Source organism: Kitasatospora sp. A2-31 (genome assembly GCF_022288725.1).
In the GTDB taxonomy this organism is placed as follows: Bacteria; Actinomycetota; Actinomycetes; order Streptomycetales; family Streptomycetaceae; genus Kitasatospora.
Genome location: NZ_JAKNTA010000038.1, coordinates 1 through 16,138, shown reverse-complemented (window position 1 = coordinate 16,138; position 16,138 = coordinate 1). Strand labels below are relative to the sequence as shown.

At 70.6% G+C, this 16,138-nt stretch carries 9 protein-coding genes and 3 pseudogenes; 6 read left to right on the top strand and 6 right to left on the bottom strand.

The window, feature by feature from the left end:
• A pseudogene (locus MCM47_RS38075) lies at positions 1–420 on the bottom strand (RNA-guided endonuclease TnpB family protein); the annotation flags it as partial.
• A gap of 132 nt (positions 421–552) precedes the next feature.
• Here MCM47_RS38075 and MCM47_RS38070 point away from each other — a divergent pair.
• The 3 genes and pseudogenes from MCM47_RS38070 to MCM47_RS38060 form a co-directional block, all read left to right on the top strand.
• Positions 553–1,409: pseudogene (locus MCM47_RS38070) on the top strand (IS5 family transposase); the annotation flags it as partial.
• 588 nt (positions 1,410–1,997) lie between these two features.
• Positions 1,998–2,372 (top strand): hypothetical protein, encoded by a 375-nt coding sequence (locus MCM47_RS38065; RefSeq protein ID WP_238951550.1) that lies wholly within the window; start codon positions 1,998–2,000, stop codon positions 2,370–2,372.
• Between the two features lie 82 nt (positions 2,373–2,454).
• Complete coding sequence (locus MCM47_RS38060) at positions 2,455–3,138, top strand: DUF6766 family protein (RefSeq protein WP_238951549.1); 684 nt, start codon at positions 2,455–2,457, stop codon at positions 3,136–3,138.
• A 144-nt stretch (positions 3,139–3,282) separates the two neighbouring features.
• On the opposite strand, the gene MCM47_RS38055 is transcribed toward MCM47_RS38060, so the two are convergent.
• Both MCM47_RS38055 and MCM47_RS38050 read right to left on the bottom strand, forming a co-directional pair.
• Entirely contained in the window at positions 3,283–3,789 is a 507-nt protein-coding gene (locus MCM47_RS38055; protein WP_238951548.1) for a DUF6624 domain-containing protein, read from the bottom strand.
• A 142-nt stretch (positions 3,790–3,931) separates the two neighbouring features.
• Positions 3,932–4,181 (bottom strand): annotated as a pseudogene (locus MCM47_RS38050) (IS5/IS1182 family transposase); the annotation flags it as partial.
• Positions 4,182–4,408: 227 nt separating this feature from the next.
• On the opposite strand from MCM47_RS38050, the gene MCM47_RS42130 reads away from it, so the two are divergent.
• Positions 4,409–5,482, top strand: coding sequence for a C40 family peptidase (locus MCM47_RS42130; protein ID WP_305068077.1), 1,074 nt, complete (start codon positions 4,409–4,411; stop codon positions 5,480–5,482).
• 38 nt (positions 5,483–5,520) lie between these two features.
• On the opposite strand, the gene MCM47_RS38035 is transcribed toward MCM47_RS42130, so the two are convergent.
• Entirely contained in the window at positions 5,521–6,162 is a 642-nt protein-coding gene (locus tag MCM47_RS38035; protein WP_238951547.1) for a dihydrofolate reductase family protein, read from the bottom strand.
• 285 nt (positions 6,163–6,447) lie between these two features.
• Between MCM47_RS38035 and MCM47_RS38030 the strand changes: the two genes are divergently transcribed.
• Positions 6,448–7,692 carry a phosphodiester glycosidase family protein gene (locus tag MCM47_RS38030; protein WP_238951546.1) on the top strand — a complete coding sequence of 415 codons (1,245 nt, stop codon included), beginning with the start codon at positions 6,448–6,450 and terminating at the stop codon, positions 7,690–7,692.
• Between the two features lie 216 nt (positions 7,693–7,908).
• Here the strand turns inward: MCM47_RS38030 and MCM47_RS38025 are convergent, their stop codons facing one another.
• On the bottom strand, positions 7,909–8,448 hold the full coding sequence (locus MCM47_RS38025; RefSeq protein WP_238951545.1) for a hypothetical protein: 540 nt from the start codon (positions 8,446–8,448) through the stop codon (positions 7,909–7,911).
• Between the two features lie 75 nt (positions 8,449–8,523).
• The gene (gene mycP, locus MCM47_RS38020; RefSeq protein WP_238951544.1) at positions 8,524–9,735 is read right to left on the bottom strand and encodes a type VII secretion-associated serine protease mycosin; all 1,212 of its coding nucleotides are present in this window, start codon (positions 9,733–9,735) and stop codon (positions 8,524–8,526) included.
• Positions 9,736–10,180: 445 nt separating this feature from the next.
• On the opposite strand from mycP, the gene MCM47_RS38010 reads away from it, so the two are divergent.
• A partial coding sequence (locus MCM47_RS38010) for a LamG-like jellyroll fold domain-containing protein (RefSeq protein ID WP_305068075.1) occupies positions 10,181–16,138 on the top strand: 5,958 nt, incomplete at its 3' end.

The window sequence follows — 16,138 nt, the reverse complement described above, 5'->3', positions numbered from 1 at the left end:
GCCCTTGAGTCGCCCGGACATGGTCCAGATGGACACGGTCTGCTGGTCGTACTGCCAGCTCAAACACCGGTCGTCGTAGGGCTGCGCGGCCTCGGGCCGGAAGGCGATCGGCTTGGTCTCGGCCTTGGTCCGGCGCTTGCTGCCGGGCTTGCCAAGGTTCCCGGCCCGCATGTTCGCCTTCAACGTGGTGTAGGCGTCACGAGTCTTCTTGATCACGTGCTGCGCGGCCTGCGCCCCGATTCCACGGGCCTTCAACTTTGCGTAGGTGTGCTTGCGCAGCTCGTACTCACGCGGGACATCGTGCTCGAAGGCGATGCCGGACACCCAGCACGCGGCCTCGTTGAGCGTGCGCAGGGTGGAGCGCAGCGCGGCGGCCTGGTCGGCCTCCGGCATCAGCTTCACCTGCGTCACGATCTTCATGATGGTGATCATATCGTGATCCATGTCACCCCGATGGGAACCAAACCCCAGCAGTCGCAGGGGCCGTACGGTCGTCTCCACCCTGCACGCTCACTTGGTCTTCACCCCCAAGTACCGGCACGTTAGCTTGGTGTGACTGGTCGCGGTGATCTGACGGACGCGGAGTGGGCTCGGCTGGAGCCGCTCCTACCGGTGAGCAATGGACGTTGCGGCAGGTGGCGGGACCATCGGCAGGTGATCAACGGTGTCCTGCACCGGGTTCGGACCGGCGTGCAGTGGCGCGACCTGCCGGAGCGGTTCGGCCCGTGGAAGACCGTCCACAAGCGGCTCCTGTAGTGGTCGGCCGACGGGACCTTGGAGCGGCTGCTCCAACAGGTCCAGGCAGCTGCGGATGCCGAGGGCGCGATCGACGGGGACGTCTCTGTCGACTCCACGGTGATGCGCGCCCACCACCACGCAGCCGGTGCGCGCAAGGCCCCGCCGCCTGCCGTGTCCTCAAAGGGGGCGGTGGCAATGGGACATCAGATCGAGCCGGCGTGGGCGGGGCTCGCCGCCCACCTGGCGGAGGTGGTGCGGCAGGTGAGGGACTGGGCCGCTCGCGCGGCGGCTTCACCACCAAGGTCCATCTGAGTGCCGACGGCAGGTGCCGCCCGCTGTCCCTGCTGGTCACACCCGGACAACGGGCGGACTGCACCCAGTTCGAGCCGGTCATGGAGAAGATCCGCGTCCCCCGGGCCGGTGCCGGGCGGCCCCGTACACGGCCCGACAGCGTGAGCGCGGATAAGGCCTACAGCAATCGACGCACGCGGGCCTACCTGCGTAAACGCGGTATCCGTCATGTCATTCCGGAGAAGGCCGACCAGGCGGCCAACCGCGTTGCACGTGGCTCCCGCGGCGGTCGGCCTCCCGGTTTCGACAAGGAGCGGTACAAGAAGTGCAACGTCGTCGAGCGGGCGATCAACAAGCTGATCGCGTTCCCGACCCGCTTCCCTGGGTCCCCGTCGATAACCCCAGCCAATCGGGGACGAGACGGCTGAACACGATGGCCGGAAGGGCGACCTCCCTCAAGGAGGGCGCGCTGGGTTACCCATGCGCCGCCAGCGCGAGGTTCACAGGATGTTGTCCGCGGACAACACCCGCGCAGTACCCGCGCCGGCCACTCCTCCTGCGGCCACAGCCGGATGCTGTGTTGTCCGCGGACTACACGCCGACCACTTCCGGCAGATGCTCTCCGGCATCCGCCCGTGAACCGGCAACGCCAGGGTCCACGACCTCAGCGAGCGGGCGCGAACCCTGGTGGCAACGAAGGCATGAGTATGCCGAGCAGCAGCTGCGGCCCGACTCCGAACAGAGGGGCCGTGCCCCAACTCTCGGGGTCGCCCAGGAGCACAGGCACCAGGGCTCTCCGGCCCGAGCGGCGCGGGCGGAGTCGAGATCCCGCCGGCAGCCTGCCGAGCAGCCACGGTCGCGCCTCGTTGAATCGACACTCGTCATGTGCTGCGCTGTCCGGTATGAATCCGATGTCCGGTTCGGACGTACCGCCCAGGCCCCGCGGGCCGCGCCGATGGGGACTTGCGGTGGTGCTCGCCGCCACCGTCACAGGGTGCGGGCAGCTGGCCAGCCGGGAGGATGCCGCCGCGGCAGTGGTGCGCACCTTCGAACAGGACACCGTCCGCGGGGACACCGCAGCAATGTGCGCAGCGCTGGCCCCCGGGACCCGTGACGAACTGGAGGACCAGGAGAAGGCAGGGTGTGAACAGGCCATCGCCGGTCTGAACCTCCCGGCGGGCGGCCAGCTGCGCCGGATCGACGTGTTCGGCCAGCAGGCCCGCGCCGTCATGGAAGGAGACACGGTCTTCCTGTCCGTCTTTCCCGAGGGGTGGAAGATCACGGCTGCGGCCTGCGAGCCCAGGCCCAAGATGCCCTACCGGTGCGATGTGAAGGGGGACTGAGCGTGCGCGCTTTGTTCACCTTGTGCATCGTCGTGGTGGTCGGCGGACTGGCCTACTTCACCACGATCGGGCTGTTGCAGCGGTGAGTGCCACCGGCCGCTTCCTGCGGAACAACGGTCTGACGCTGGCTTTCGGCACCGCCTTCCTGCTGGCGCTCGCCGGCCAGGCCGCCGCTGGACAGGCCGACCTCAACAACCAGCTGACCGCCGCCGGCCTGCAACCGCTGGGTCTCGCCCGCTACCTGACCAGCTCCCAGTTCGCCGTCGACGTCACCGAGAACTGGCAGTCGGAATACCTGCAGTTCTTCCTCTACATCTTCGGCACCGTCTGGCTGCTCCAGCGCGGCTCGCCCGAATCGAAGGAGCTGGACAAGGCCGGTACCGAGTCGCAGCGCGAACAGAAGATCGGCCCCCACGCCACCGACGCCTCCCCTGCCTGGGCGCGCACGGGCGGACTGCGCCTCGCCCTGTTCTCCCGCTCCCTCGGCCTGATCATGGCCCTGTTCTTCCTCGGTTCCTGGACCTCGCAGTCCATCACCGGCTGGTCGGCCTACAACGCAGAGCAGCTGCGTGACTTGCAGGCACCCGTAACTTGGGGGCAGTACGTCACCTCCGCGGACTTCTGGAACCGCACCCTGCAGAACTGGCAGTCCGAGCTGCTGGCGGTCGCTTCCATGGCGATCCTGTCCGTCTACCTTCGTCAGCGCGGCTCACCCGAATCCAAGCCCGTCGGTGCGGCCCATACTTCCACCGGCATCGAGGGTTGACCGGCCGCTCACTCAGGCAGGCGGGTCGACCGGGGCCAGGGCTGGACAGGCGCCGTCCGGGAACGCGATCCAGGCCGCGGTCCGGGGCGAGCGGCGTCTGTCCGGCGGATCGGACGTGAGCGTGATCCGCCGGATTCCAGGGCGTCAGGTGATGGAGAACTGAGCGATGTATTCGGCGAACGGTGGGATTCCCACTTCTGCACGGCGCTCGTCCATGTGCTCGGGTTCCTCGCAGGGCCACGGGGTCGGCGTGCCGTCCTTCACGCCGGCGATCTGCGTGCCGTAGATCTGCTTCCTCCCTTCGTTCACAAGGGTGCGATCCCGCAGGAAGGCAAGATCTCGCGGGCTGGCGGCGCCGTCGGCCACCGCCTGCTCCATCAGTCGCAGCGCGCGCCGCTGAACGTCGAGCTGCCGGTCCGCATGCTGCGCGATCAGCCAAGCGGCCCGGGCCGCGTCCTCACCGACCCGTTCTGCGGTCGGCCATCCGTGCTCGTCCATGATCTCGTTGAGACGGTCCGCGTGCTGTGCGGTCAAGCGCCGCCAGGCCAACTGCTCCGCCGGGTCCTCGCTGTTCGCATGGCGCGCGGCCTGGTGATCTGCCGCAACCATCATGTTGAGCTCCGCAGCCACTTCGGCAATGTCAGATGCCATCTCGACTCCACGTCAGATCGAGGTTCTCGCTGGTCATCCGCAACCTTAGGTGTGCAAATCCCGACAAAATCTCCTCCCGAAGGACGGTGACAGCCACGTCCGGATCCTGGGATACTTGATCTACCGGCGGAGCCAGAGCGGACAGACGCAAGGCTGACTGCCCGTGGAAGACGTAGGCGCGCTGTCGAAGCGCGTCGCAACGGCACGGAAGCCTTGAGGCGATTGATCGTGCGCTCGACTTCCTTGCGGCGCCTGTACATCTCCTTGTCGAAGCCCGCGGGCCGACCACCCTGACTGCCTCCACGTTGCCGGTTGGCCCGCTGATCCTTGGGCGTCGGAATGGTGTGCTTGATCTGTCATCTGCGCAGGCAGCGACGATTGCGATGAGAGCTGAAACGGTCCCCAACGGCGTCGCGGTCTTCGCGGCGCGTCGCTGACGCCGGCTCACCAGAACGGCGAGGTGGCAGGCGCGTAGCACCACCCCTCGTTGACAGCGGTCGACCCGGATCGCCTTCACCGATCCTTTCCCATTTCCCCGCGCCTTCCAGGTAAACCCGGGTGCAACCCCCGAGCGTTACTCCAGTGTCCCCATCCCGGTCCCGAAGGAGAGCCCGCCAGCATGGGAAAGCGTCGCAAGCCCAGCCCCCCGAGTCGGGCCCGCCTGGCGGCCCTCAGTACGGCCATGGCCGGCGGCGCGGTACTGGCCTCCGGCACGGCCCACGCCGAACCCACCCCGGCCCTCGCCTCCGTCAAGGAGCAGGTGGACCGGCTCAACGAGGAAGCCGAGCAGTCCACCGAGCGCTACAACGGCTTCCAGGCCAAGCAGCAGAAGCTCCAGGGCGAGGCCAACCGGATCCAGGAGAAGGTCGCCCGCGGCCAGGAGGCCATGAACGAACTGCGCACCCGGCTCGGCGTGGTGGCCGCCGACCAGTACCGCAACAACGGGATGGACCCGGGCGTGCGGCTCATGCTCGACTCCGACCCGGCCGCCTACCTGGAGCGCGCCTCGGTGCAGAACCACGTCGCCGGCTCCCAGGCGAACCTGCTCAAGCAGGCCCAGGACGAACAGCGCAGGCTCGACCAGGACCGCGCCGAGGCCGCCGCGACCCTCGCCGAACTCGACACCGTCGGCGCCTCGCTCGGGGCGCAGCGCAACCAGATCCAGACCAAACTCGCCCAGGCCCAGGCCCTGCTCAACAAGCTCAGCGCCGCCGAACGCGCCAAGATCAACGCCCAGGAGTCCGCCGACAAGGCCAAGGCCGCCGCCCAGCAGGCCGCCGCCGCCGACCGCGCCTCCCGCTCCGCCGAGCGCCCCGGCACGAACGCCCCGGCCCCGCCGGCCGCCGGCGGGCGCGCGGCCGCCATCGTGCAGTTCGCCTACGCCCAGCTCGGCAAGCCCTACGGCTGGAGCATGACCGGCCCCGGCAGCTTCGACTGCTCGGGTCTCACCGGCGCCGCCTACCGCGCGGCCGACATCAAGCTCCCCCGGATGTCGCAGGACCAGTGGAACGCCGGCACCCGCATCGCCCGCGGCGACCTCCAGCCCGGCGACCTGGTCTTCTTCTACAACGACCTGCACCACGTGGGCATCTACATCGGCGACGGCAAGATGATCCACGCCCCCCGCACCGGCAAGAACATCGAGGTCCTCCCGATCGGCGTCATGCCCTACATGGGCGCCGTCCGGCCGTAGCGGCGCCCCTCGGGCCAGGGCCCCTGGTCATCGGAAGGTCAACGGAGGTCGTCGTGGCCGAGACCGCGGTCGGGTGCGCTCATGTCGCCTGTGGCGGGCGTGCCGTCGGCGATCCCGTAGCGCAGGTACACGGTGCCCTGCGGGGCGGCCACCGGCGGTTCGAGGAGCGTGAGGTTCGTGGGCACCGCGCCGCCGTCGAACACCTTCTTGCCGACGCCGAGCACGATCGGGTGCACCCACAGGTCGAGCCGGTCGAAGAGCTTCTCCCGCAGAAGGGTCTGCACCAGGTCCAGGCTCCCCACGACCTTGACGTTCTCGTGCCGGTCGCGGATCCCGTGCACCGCGGCGGCCAGGTCCGGGCCGAGCTGCGTGGACCCGGCCCACGGGAGGTCGGGCGTGCCGCGGGAGGCCACGTACTTCGGGACGCGGTTGAAGAGCTCGGCGATCTCGCCGTCCTTCTGGTGCGGCCAGTAGGCGGCGAAGATGTCGTACGTCCGCCGCCCGAGCAGGAGGGCGTCCGTGCCCTCGTACGCGGCACCGATCTGCGCCCCGGTGACCTCGTCCAGCAGGGGCGCCTGCCAGCCGCCGAACGGGAACCCCACCGGGTCCTCGTCGGGTCCGCCGGGTGCCTGCCCGACGAGGTCGAGGGTCGCGAACAGCTCGATGTGGATGAGGCCCATGTCTGCACTCCTGATGAGTCGGTCGTCCCGGTCGAGATATAGACCTGCCGGGAGCGGAAGACTCATCGCCGCGCCGGTACCCGGCTTCTGTACCCGCTGACGGCCTCGCCGGCACCCCGGCGCCCGCCGACCGCCGGCGGACCGATCCGGGGACGGTCGCCGGGCGCACGCCCGCACCGAGCCCCGGGTCCCCTGAACCGCCGGGGTTGCCCGGCCGGGTGCTTCCTGACGGTCGGTTGCCGCGCCTGCGCCGGAACGCCGCCGGGTGCCGCCCATAGTGATCTCATGAGGTCTGTCACGAGCGCCGCCGCTGCTCTGGCCCTGGTCTCGGTGGCCCTGGGGTCGGGGTCCACGGCCCACCCGGCCGTCGCGGCCCCGGCCATCACCGCTCCGGCCGGTTCCGCCGTGGTGCGTGAGCAGGTGGCGCCCGGTGTGGTCTACGAGGCGTTCACCGTTCCCACCGCGCAGGGCAGCGCTCGTGTCCACGTGGTGACGGCTGATCTGGAACGTCCGGGGGTGGCCGCCGACCTGCTCTACCCGGGCGCGGTCGCCGCCCGGAAGACGGTCTCCCGGATGGCGGAGGAGGCCGGGGCCCTCGCCGCGATCAACGGCGACTTCTTCGACATCACCGAGGAGCAGCACCCCGGTGTCCAGGCGACCGGTGCCGCCTCCGGCCCGTCGGTCCTGAACGGCCGCCCGCTGAAGGGCGCAGTGCCCACCGGACAGCGTTTCGGCCGGAGGAAGCCGCCCGGTGACACCGCTGCGGACGTGTTCGGTGTGGGGGTGGACGGCAGGGCCCGGATGGACCGGCTGGTGCTGCACGGCCACATCCGCACCCCGCAGGGGGAACTGGTGCTGGGCGGCCTCAACCAGTACGCCCTGCCCGTCGACTCGATCGGAGCCTTCACCTCCCGGTGGGGAGAGGTCTCCCGTGCACGCGCCGCGTGCGGGACCGACGACGACCGGGCCGCCCCCTGCACGAGTGACACCTACGAGGTGACCATCCGCCACGGCCGCATCGCGACGGTCTCCGACGCACCGGGCACCGGCCCCATCGATCCGGACACCACCGTCCTGCTCGGTCGCGAAGCCGGCGCCCGGGCCCTGCGCGCACTGGTTCCGGGCGCCCTGGCCGCGGTCGACTACCGCCTCGCCTCCCGCGGCCCGGTGCCGTTCGCCTTCGCCCTCGGCGCCCGCCCGCTAATCCGCGACCACCGTCCACTGCCGGGCCTGGACACCGTCACCGCCGTGCCCCGCACGGCCATCGGCACCGCCCGCGGCGGCCGTCTCTTGCGGCTACTCTCCACCGACGGGCGCGGGGGCACCTCGACCGGACTCACGCTCAGCGAACTGGCCGGCGTCCTCCACTCCCTGGACTGCGCCGAGGCCTCCTACCTGGACGGCGGAGGGTCCGCCACCATCGCCACCCGCGCGCCCGCCACCGGCCGTGTCGTCGTCCGCAACAACCTCGACCACGACCGGGAACGACCGGTCCCCAACGGCATCGCGATCCTCCCGGCCCGCCGCTGACGGCGGCTCCGCCCGAGGGGCGCCGCTACGGCCGGACGGCGCCCGTGTAGGGCATGACGCTCGACCGTATCTCCGCCACCCCGACGCGATCCTCCGACGGCGGCCACCGTGACCCCCGAGTGGATCACACACACCCGAGAATGCAGTCGTCGGTCATCGACATCGTCCAGGCGGCCGGCCGCGCGCAGCGCCGTTCTACCGGCAGGCCAGGGTTTCCTAGCGAGGTGCTGCGTGCAGCCGCAGCTCGGCCACCTGCCGGGCGACGGCCTCGGCGGCGCCCGGGCCGGTGACGAGGGCGACTGCCGGCGGTGCGGCGGTCAAACCGGAGTCGACCGCGGTGATCCGCAGCGACGGCACCGCCGAGGCGAGTGCGGGACCGGCCTGACCGAACGGAGCCCCGACGGTCACGATCAGGTCGCAGCGCTGGGTGACCAACCCGGCGAGGACGGGGCCGGACTGACCGGCATCGATGGCGGGCGCGATCATCTGCTGGACGTTGGTGCCGTGCTGGGTGCCGGCCTTCTGCATGGCCGTCCAGACCGAGGAGACGGTGTCGTTGCCCGCGGCCGTGGCACTGTCGGCGGCCAGGCACGCGGTGGCGCGTCCGGAGAGGTCGTTCGCGCGGGCGGGTGGCGGAGCCTGGTCGTTCCCGGATCCGCGGACGAGCGCGAGTGCGGCCAGGCCGGCGGCGACCGCGGCAACGAGTACGGCCGGGAGAAGCCGCCTGCGGCCGGAGTGGAGGGAGCGGAGCGGCATCGGAGGGACTCTCCTCGGGGCTGACACGGCTGGGCGGGTACGGCGGTCAGGGGGCGGCGAAGACGGGTGGAACGGTCAGGAACGGCGGCTCTTCCGGGGCCTTTCCGAGCGACGGGTCCCCTGGCTGCCCCTGTTCCTGCCCCCGCCGCCGGCGGACCGGGGTCGCGCGGGTGCCGGGGGTGCGGGTCGGCGGCGCCAACGGAGCCGTACGAGGACCACGGCCGAGACCGCCAGGACAGACCCGGCGGCGACCGCTGCCACCGGGACGGTGGGGAACGACGAGGCGGACGGCTCGGCCCCCCGGGGGCGCAGGAGCGGGTTCTCGCGGCCGGCCGCGTCCTGGACACCGGTCAGAGCGGCGAGCGGATCCAGCCTGCCGTACCCGAGTTTCGCGTCCGGACGGTCAAGGCGTTCGATCGTGGAGGTGATGAGGCGGTGAATCACCTGGCCCGCGCTCAATTCGGGATGACTGGAGCGGATGAGCGCGGCAGTGGCCGAGACGTACGCGGCCGCGTAGCTGGTGCCGTCGGCATTGACGTAGCTGCCCTGGTCATTGGTGGAGAGGATCCCGACGGCGGGTGCCGCGACGACGATACCCGGCCCGGATTCGCTGGACGGCCAGAAGACCCCGGCGGAGTCGACTCCCGAGACGGAGACGACACCGGGGAAGGCCGCCGGATACATGGCGGGATTTCCTCTGTCCCCGTCGTTTCCGGCGGAGGCGACCACGACGGCGTCCCTTTCCATCGCATAGCTGACGGCCTGTCGCAGAAGCGGGTCGGGATCCGGCGATCCGACGGAGATATTGATGACCTGTGCGCCATGGTCCGCTGCCCAGACGATGCCGCGGGCGACTGCGGACGCGGAGATCTGGCCGCCCGGGCCGACCCGGACCGGGAGGATCTTCGCCTCCGGCGCCAGACCTGTCATCCCGTCGCCCGGGGCAGGCCCTCCGCCGGCGGCGATGATGCCGGCGATGGCCGTGCCGTGGGAGTCGCCCGAGGTGTCGGTCCGGCCGTCACCGCCGTCCCCCAGCAGGCTGACACCGGGGAGTACCCGGCCGGCCAGATCGGGATGGTCGGCGGCTACCCCGCTGTCGACGACGGCCACCGTCGTGCCGGATCCGCGGCTGGTCGCCCAGATCTCGTCCGCCCTGAAATGTCCCGAATCGAGGGGCCATTCGCCGGCGCGAATGGACTCCGCGTGACTCGCGGAGGTCGCGCCCAGAAAGGCCAGGGCGAGGAGCGCAGCGCCACCAATGTGGACGAAGCGGCGCCGACCGGACAAAGTTGTTCCCCCGAACGGAAGTTGACGAACACATGTGACCCAGGGGTGCCCCCGGGCGGGTACAGATCGTATCCACGGATGACGAGCGGGTGTACCGGAGGAATGGAGTCCGGGCGGTCTTTAGCAGACCTTTGCCTAGATCATTTGGTGATGAATTGACCCATACATCGTCAATTCCCGTGAGGAAGAACGCATTTGTGACTGGACGGAACTCGCGCGCGGTCGATAGAACGTTCGTGGGCCTGCCCATAGGGGGTGTGGCACTCCGCATCCGCCTACCTTGGGGACGGCCTTGCGTCGCTTTTCGCACCGCCACACGGCTTCGCTCATAGGCCGCACCAGCAACCGCGCCCGCGAACACGCAGTTCCTTTCGCGCGTCTCGTCGGACCTGCTCGGGGCACCACCGTATGGGGCAGGGCACGCTGGCTGTCGGCGCTCCTGTGCATGCTCCTCGTCCAGGCCGTGGCCATCCAGCCCGCCGTGGCGTTCGCCGAACGGCTCGCACCCTCGGGCGCGCGATCTGCAGCACCGCCCACGCCGCCGCAGATCGCCGGCCGCACCGACGGGTTGAGCCACCGGGTCGGCGCGGCCGAGACGTCCCGCGGAAAGGCCGCCGACGGCGTATCGGCCGGACACACGTCCGCCCCCGGCGAACTGTCCGGGCAGGCGACCGCGCAGGGCCCCGGCAAGCTGCGTACGCCCGAGCCGCAGCAGCCCGTGGCCGGCGTCCAGGTGACACCGCCGGACCTGACCGGGCGCGGCCGCCGGAAGGCCGACGAGAACGCGCCCAGGAGCGCGGGAGAGGCGACGGCCGGGCGGACCGCGCCGACCAAGGACTCCTCCGCGGCCTGGGTGGCCCCTGCCGACCCCGCCGGCGCGGCCGAGGTCACCGGGGCGAGGACCCCGACCACCTCGGTGTTCGAGAACTCCGACGGCACGAAGACGATGCGCGTCTACACCCGACCCGTCCACTACAAGAAGGCCGACGGGACCTGGGAGAACATCGATACCGGGTTGTCCCGCCGCAGGGACAACCGGTGGGCCGAGGCCGCGAACGACCAGGCGCTCAGCTTCGCGCCGAAGGCCGACAGCCCGGTGCTGCTGGACTGGACGATCGACCCGGGGCACCGCCTGTCGTACAGCCTCCAGGACGCGCGGCCGGTGGAGGCCGTCGCGGCGACGGACAAGCTGACCTATCCGGGTGCGCTGCCCGACACCGACGTGGTGTACAACGCCCTCGCCGCAGGGATCAAGGAGTCGCTGGTCCTGCACAGCGGTTCCGCGCCCACCAGCTGGGTGTTCCCGCTGACCGTCACCGGACTGTCGCCCGCCCTGGACGCTGCGGGCAACGTGCAGTTCACCGACGAGAGCGGCCACGCCAGGATGACGATCCCGCGCGGATTCATGGAAGACTCGGCGGTCGACCCGCACTCCGGCGAGCCGGCCCACTCCGACGCCGTGACCTACCGGCTCACCGCGATCGACGGCAAGCCGGCCCTGGTGATGGACATCGACGCCGGATGGCTGAAGGACCCCCGGCGGGTCTTCCCGGTGAAGGTCGACCCGACCGGCCAGATCGGCGCGACCCGGTCGACCTACGTGGACTCGACCAACTCCTACAACCACTCGAGCGAGGACACCCTCAAGGTCGGCAGCTACAACGGGGGATCCCCCTCGGACATCAGCTACCTGGTCTTCGACTCCCTGGGCTCGAACCTCGGCAACATGTACATCCAGAAGGCCGAGCTGAACCTCAACGCCATCTGGAGCGGCGGCTGCCTCCAGCGAGAGGTCGTGGTCCACGCGATCACCTCGGCCTGGAACCCTGCCGGCGTCACCAACGCCTCCCAGGTACCCTTCGACCCCGCGGCCATCGCCTCCGCCTCCTTCAAGGCGCCCAACAGCAACTACTGCCCCGGTTCGCCCGTCACCGTGCCGTTCAACCTCGGCGACTCGGCCACGACCGCGGGCGTGCAACTGGTCAACAGCTGGACGCACGGCGCCCCCAACTACGGCTTCGCACTGACCTCCGACACCCGTGACATCCAGGCGTGGAAGAAGTTCGACAGCGTCAACACCAAGTTCCCGCCCTACCTGAAGCTCACCTACGTCGACTGGGCCGCCAGCTACTCCGTCCCGCCGAACTACGTCCCGCCGACGGCGGTGGCACCCGGCTCGCAGCAGGTCACCATGACCAACCTCGCGGCGAACTGGTGGAACTCCAACAGCATGCGGGTCCGCCCGCGCTTCTACGACGAGAACTGGAACGAGCTGTGGCCGGGAGCCGGCACCACCACCGGTGTCCCCGGCCTGGTGAAGTCCGGTGAGTCGGTGACCTTCACCGCCACCATCCCGCCGATGGCCCCGGGACGCAGTTACCAGCTGTGCTGGGACGGCCTGGTGAACGGCACCGCCTCGCTGCTCGACACCTACGGCATCCCGTACCAGAACTGCACCTGGGTGGCGGCTGCGGCCCTCAACCCCCAACTCGACCTCATGGCCCCGCTGTCGGGCTCCGTCGTCGGCGGTCTTCAGCCGCAGCTGTACGCCATCGGTCACGACGTCGACAACTACCCCGGCCTCGGGCTCGACTACGACTTCCGGGTCTACACCAAGCCGTCCTCGGGCGACCCCCAGCTGATCGCGGAGTCCGGCTGGCAGCCCAGCACGTCCTGGGCGGTCCCCGCCGGCGTGCTGGAGTGGGGCAAGAGCTACCTCTGGAACGTCAAGGCCGGCGACCACGTGGGGGAGAGCCCGCTGTCCGACACGGCGTCCTTCTCCACCGAGGTCCAGCAACCGCTGATCACCTCGCACCTGGGCGGTGCGGCCGGCGACGCCTCGGGCCGCACCTTCGACCCCAAGGTCGGCAACTACACCACCGAGGCCACCGACGCCGAGGTGAAGACGGTGGGCCCGGCCCTGGCGGTCACCCGCTCCTACAACTCGCTCGACCCCCGCACCTCGACGCTCTTCGGGGCCGGCTGGACCTCGGCGTTCGACATGCGCGTCCAGCCGGACGCGGACGGCACCGGCTCCGTCGTCCTGACCACCGCCAACGGCCGCGCCGCCCGCTTCGGCGCGGACCCGCACGGCGGGAGCGTCTTCACGCCGCCACCGGGCGAGTTCGAGTCCCTGAGCACCGCCCCGGACGGCGGCTACGACCTGCAAGTCAAGGGCGGGACCCGCTACGAGTTCCACGCGGCCTCCAACGGGGGCCACGCCCTGTCGGGGGTCACGGACTCGGCGGGCCACCAGCAGAGCCTCCACTACGCCGACGGCCGGCTGGACACGGTGACGGACGTGGCGTCGCACCGCGCCCTGCACCTGGAGTGGACCGCGGACAGCCGGCACGTCGCGAAGGTGTACACGGACCCGGTCACCGGCACCGACTGGAACACGGCCCTGACGTGGACGTACACGTACAATGCCGCGAAGCCCGACCAGCTGGACCAGGTGTGCACACCCCCGGCCGGCACCAACACGGCGCGCCCGTGCACCACGTACAGCTACAACGAGGGATCCCACCTGCGCTCGGCGGTGCTCGACTCCGCCCCCGTCTCGTACTGGCGACTCGGTGAGGCCGGCGGCGACACGGCCGTCAGCGAGGTGATCGAGAACCAGGGCAACGACAACGCCCACTACTCCGCGAGCGGCGTGACGCTCGGCACCCCCGGTCCGACGGCGTCGACGGCCACGGCGGCCACCTTCGACGGAACCTCCGGCTACGTGACGCTCCCGCAGAGCGTGCTCGACACGTCCTCGTACACCTCTGTCGGCCTCTGGTTCAAGACCTCCGCCTGGGGCGTGCTGTTCAGCTATCAGGCGGACACCTTCCCCGGCAGCGGCGCCACACCGGCGAACTACACACCGGCGCTCTACGTCGGCGTGTCCGGGAAGCTCCACGCCAAGTTCTGGAACGGGCCGTCCAACACCATCGACTCCTCGGACGCGGTCAACGACGGCAAGTGGCACTTCGCCCTGCTGTCCGCAGCCGGTACCTCCCAGACCCTGTACCTCGACGGGCAGGCCCAGGGCAGTCTGCCCGGCGCCGTGATCGCGCCCGGTCAGCGGTCGGAGGCGGTCGGCGGCGGCTTCATCAGCGCCGGCTGGCCGGACACGCCGTACGACTACACCGGTCGTGCGAACTACTTCTCCGGCAGCATCAGCGACGTCGCCTTCTACAACCGCACGCTCGGCGCCCCGGCGGCCGCGTCCCTCTGGGAGGCCGGCAGCCATGCCTCGCCCGAGCTGTCCGGACTCAAGCTCCCTTCGGGCAAGACCAGGCTCTCCGTCGCCTACGACACCCTCAAGGACCGTGCGGCGGAGGTCACCGACGAGAACGGCGGCACCTGGAAGCTCAACGCGCCGACCGTCTCCGGCTCCTCCCAGGAGTACCGCGGCCAGGTGATGGGCTCCCGGCCCGCCGGCTACTGGCGGCTGTCCGAGAGCGCGGGTGTCCAGGCCGCCAACCAGGTCTACACGCCCCGCCCGACCCCCAACAGCGGCAACTACTCCGAGGTCGCCCTCGGTGCTACCGGCCCGTTCCCCGGGGCCGTCGCGGCCACCTTCAACGGCAGCACGTCCTGGGCCGAACTGCCCGCCGCCTACGCCCCGCAGGCAGGACCGGGAGCCCTCGGCCTGTGGTTCAGGACCAGTGACACCGGCGTCCTGCTCTCCTACCAGTCGTTCCCGGTCGGCGGGAGCTCCAACGGGACCACGAGCCGCTGGAACCCCGCTCTGTACATCGGCAACGACGGGCGTCTGCGCGCCCAGCTCTGGATGGGCGACGCCGCCCAGACCCTGGCCACCGGCGGCGCCGTCAACGACAACCAGTGGCACTTCGCCCTGCTGTCGGCCGACAGCCCGACCTCCCAGAGCCTCTTCCTCGACGGCACCCTGGCCGCCGGCCCGCTGAACGGCACCATCGCACCGAACGGGACCGACCACGTGTTCCTCGGCGCCGGAGCCGTCTTCGGCGGCTGGCCCGCCGCGCCGGCCGACTCCGCCGGCCACTTCAAGGGACAGATCGCCGACGTCGCGGCCTTCCCGCACGGCTTCGACACGGTCAGGGCGACCGCCCTGTACCAGACCGCGCTCACCGGCGGCCAGGCGCAGTACGACGCCGCGGTCCTCGACGCCCACCCCACCGGGTACTGGCGCCTGGACGACAGGAGCGGCAATCAGGTCACCGAGGTCGTCTCCTCGGCCGCGCTCGCCCAGAACCGCGGCACCAACCACGGCACCACCTGCTGCCAGAGCGGGCCCTGGGCCTCCGGCACCTCGGCCACCACCGGCTTCAACGGCACCACCTCGTACATCCAGCTGCCCGGCAACATCGCTCCGAAGCCCTACGGGGCCACCACCGTCGAACTCTGGTTCAAGACGACGGGCCCGGGTGTCCTCTACGGCTACCAGTCGTTCCCGGTCGAAGGCCGTCCCAACGGCTCGACGGACCGGTGGAACCCCGCGCTGTACGTCGGCACCGACGGCAGGCTCCACGGCACCATGTGGAGCGGCGACCCTGCCAACGGCACCGTCTCACCTGCACCCGTCAACGACGACAAGTGGCACCACGCCGCCCTCGTCGGAGACTCCTCCGGGCAGACCCTCTACCTCGACGGCGCCAAGGCCTCCGCCAACGCCACCGGGCTCCCGATCACCTACAACGGGTCGGCCTACGCCTACCTCGGAGCCGGCACCACGGACAGCTGGCCCGCCGCGCCGACCGACTCCGCCGGCCACTTCAAGGGCGCGCTGAGCGACTTCGCGATCTTCAACTACGCCCTCGGCGCGGGCACCATCGCCGCCCAGTACCGCGCCGCGACCACCTCGGGACCCCCCGGGGGCATCGACGCCGCCGGCGCCTACCGCTCCACCGTCGTCCAGAACGGGGCATACGGCTACTGGCGCCTCAACGACCCCTCGGGATCGTGGTACGCGCTCGACGAGCTCGGCACCGCGCTGCCCGACGGCACCTCCGGCACCTACCAGGACGTCGTCCTGAACGCCGACGGTCCCACCAGCGACTACAACAACCAGCGCTCCGCCGTCTTCAACGGCAGCACTTCCTTCCTACGGCTGCCCGCGGACGCCGCCCCCAGCAAGGGCCCGGCCAGCATGGAGCTCTGGTTCAAGACCACCGACGGCGGGCCGCTGTACAGCTACCAGGACTGGCCGGTCGACACCCCGCGGCCCTCCTACGCCCACTGGAACGACGCGCTGTACGTCGGTTCGGACGGCCGCCTGCACGGCCAGTTCTGGATGGGCTGGTCCGGCTACACGCTGACCTCCGACCGCACCGTCAACGACGGGAACTGGCACCAGGCCGTCCTGACGGCCGACGACAGCGGCCAGACCCTGTACCTGGACGGCCGCCAGAGCGCGGTCGACACCGGCGGTCGC

What these genes read in the sequence shown, in the direction of transcription:
- MCM47_RS38055 (WP_238951548.1), bottom strand. Translation starts at nt 3,789, where the DNA reads ATGGCATCTGACATTGCCGAAGTGGCTGCGGAGCTCAACATGATGGTT.
- MCM47_RS38035 (WP_238951547.1), bottom strand. Translation starts at nt 6,162, where the DNA reads ATGGGCCTCATCCACATCGAGCTGTTCGCGACCCTCGACCTCGTCGGG.
- MCM47_RS38030 (WP_238951546.1), top strand. Translation starts at nt 6,448, where the DNA reads ATGAGGTCTGTCACGAGCGCCGCCGCTGCTCTGGCCCTGGTCTCGGTG.
- MCM47_RS38025 (WP_238951545.1), bottom strand. Translation starts at nt 8,448, where the DNA reads ATGCCGCTCCGCTCCCTCCACTCCGGCCGCAGGCGGCTTCTCCCGGCC.
- MCM47_RS42130 (WP_305068077.1), top strand. Translation starts at nt 4,409, where the DNA reads ATGGGAAAGCGTCGCAAGCCCAGCCCCCCGAGTCGGGCCCGCCTGGCG.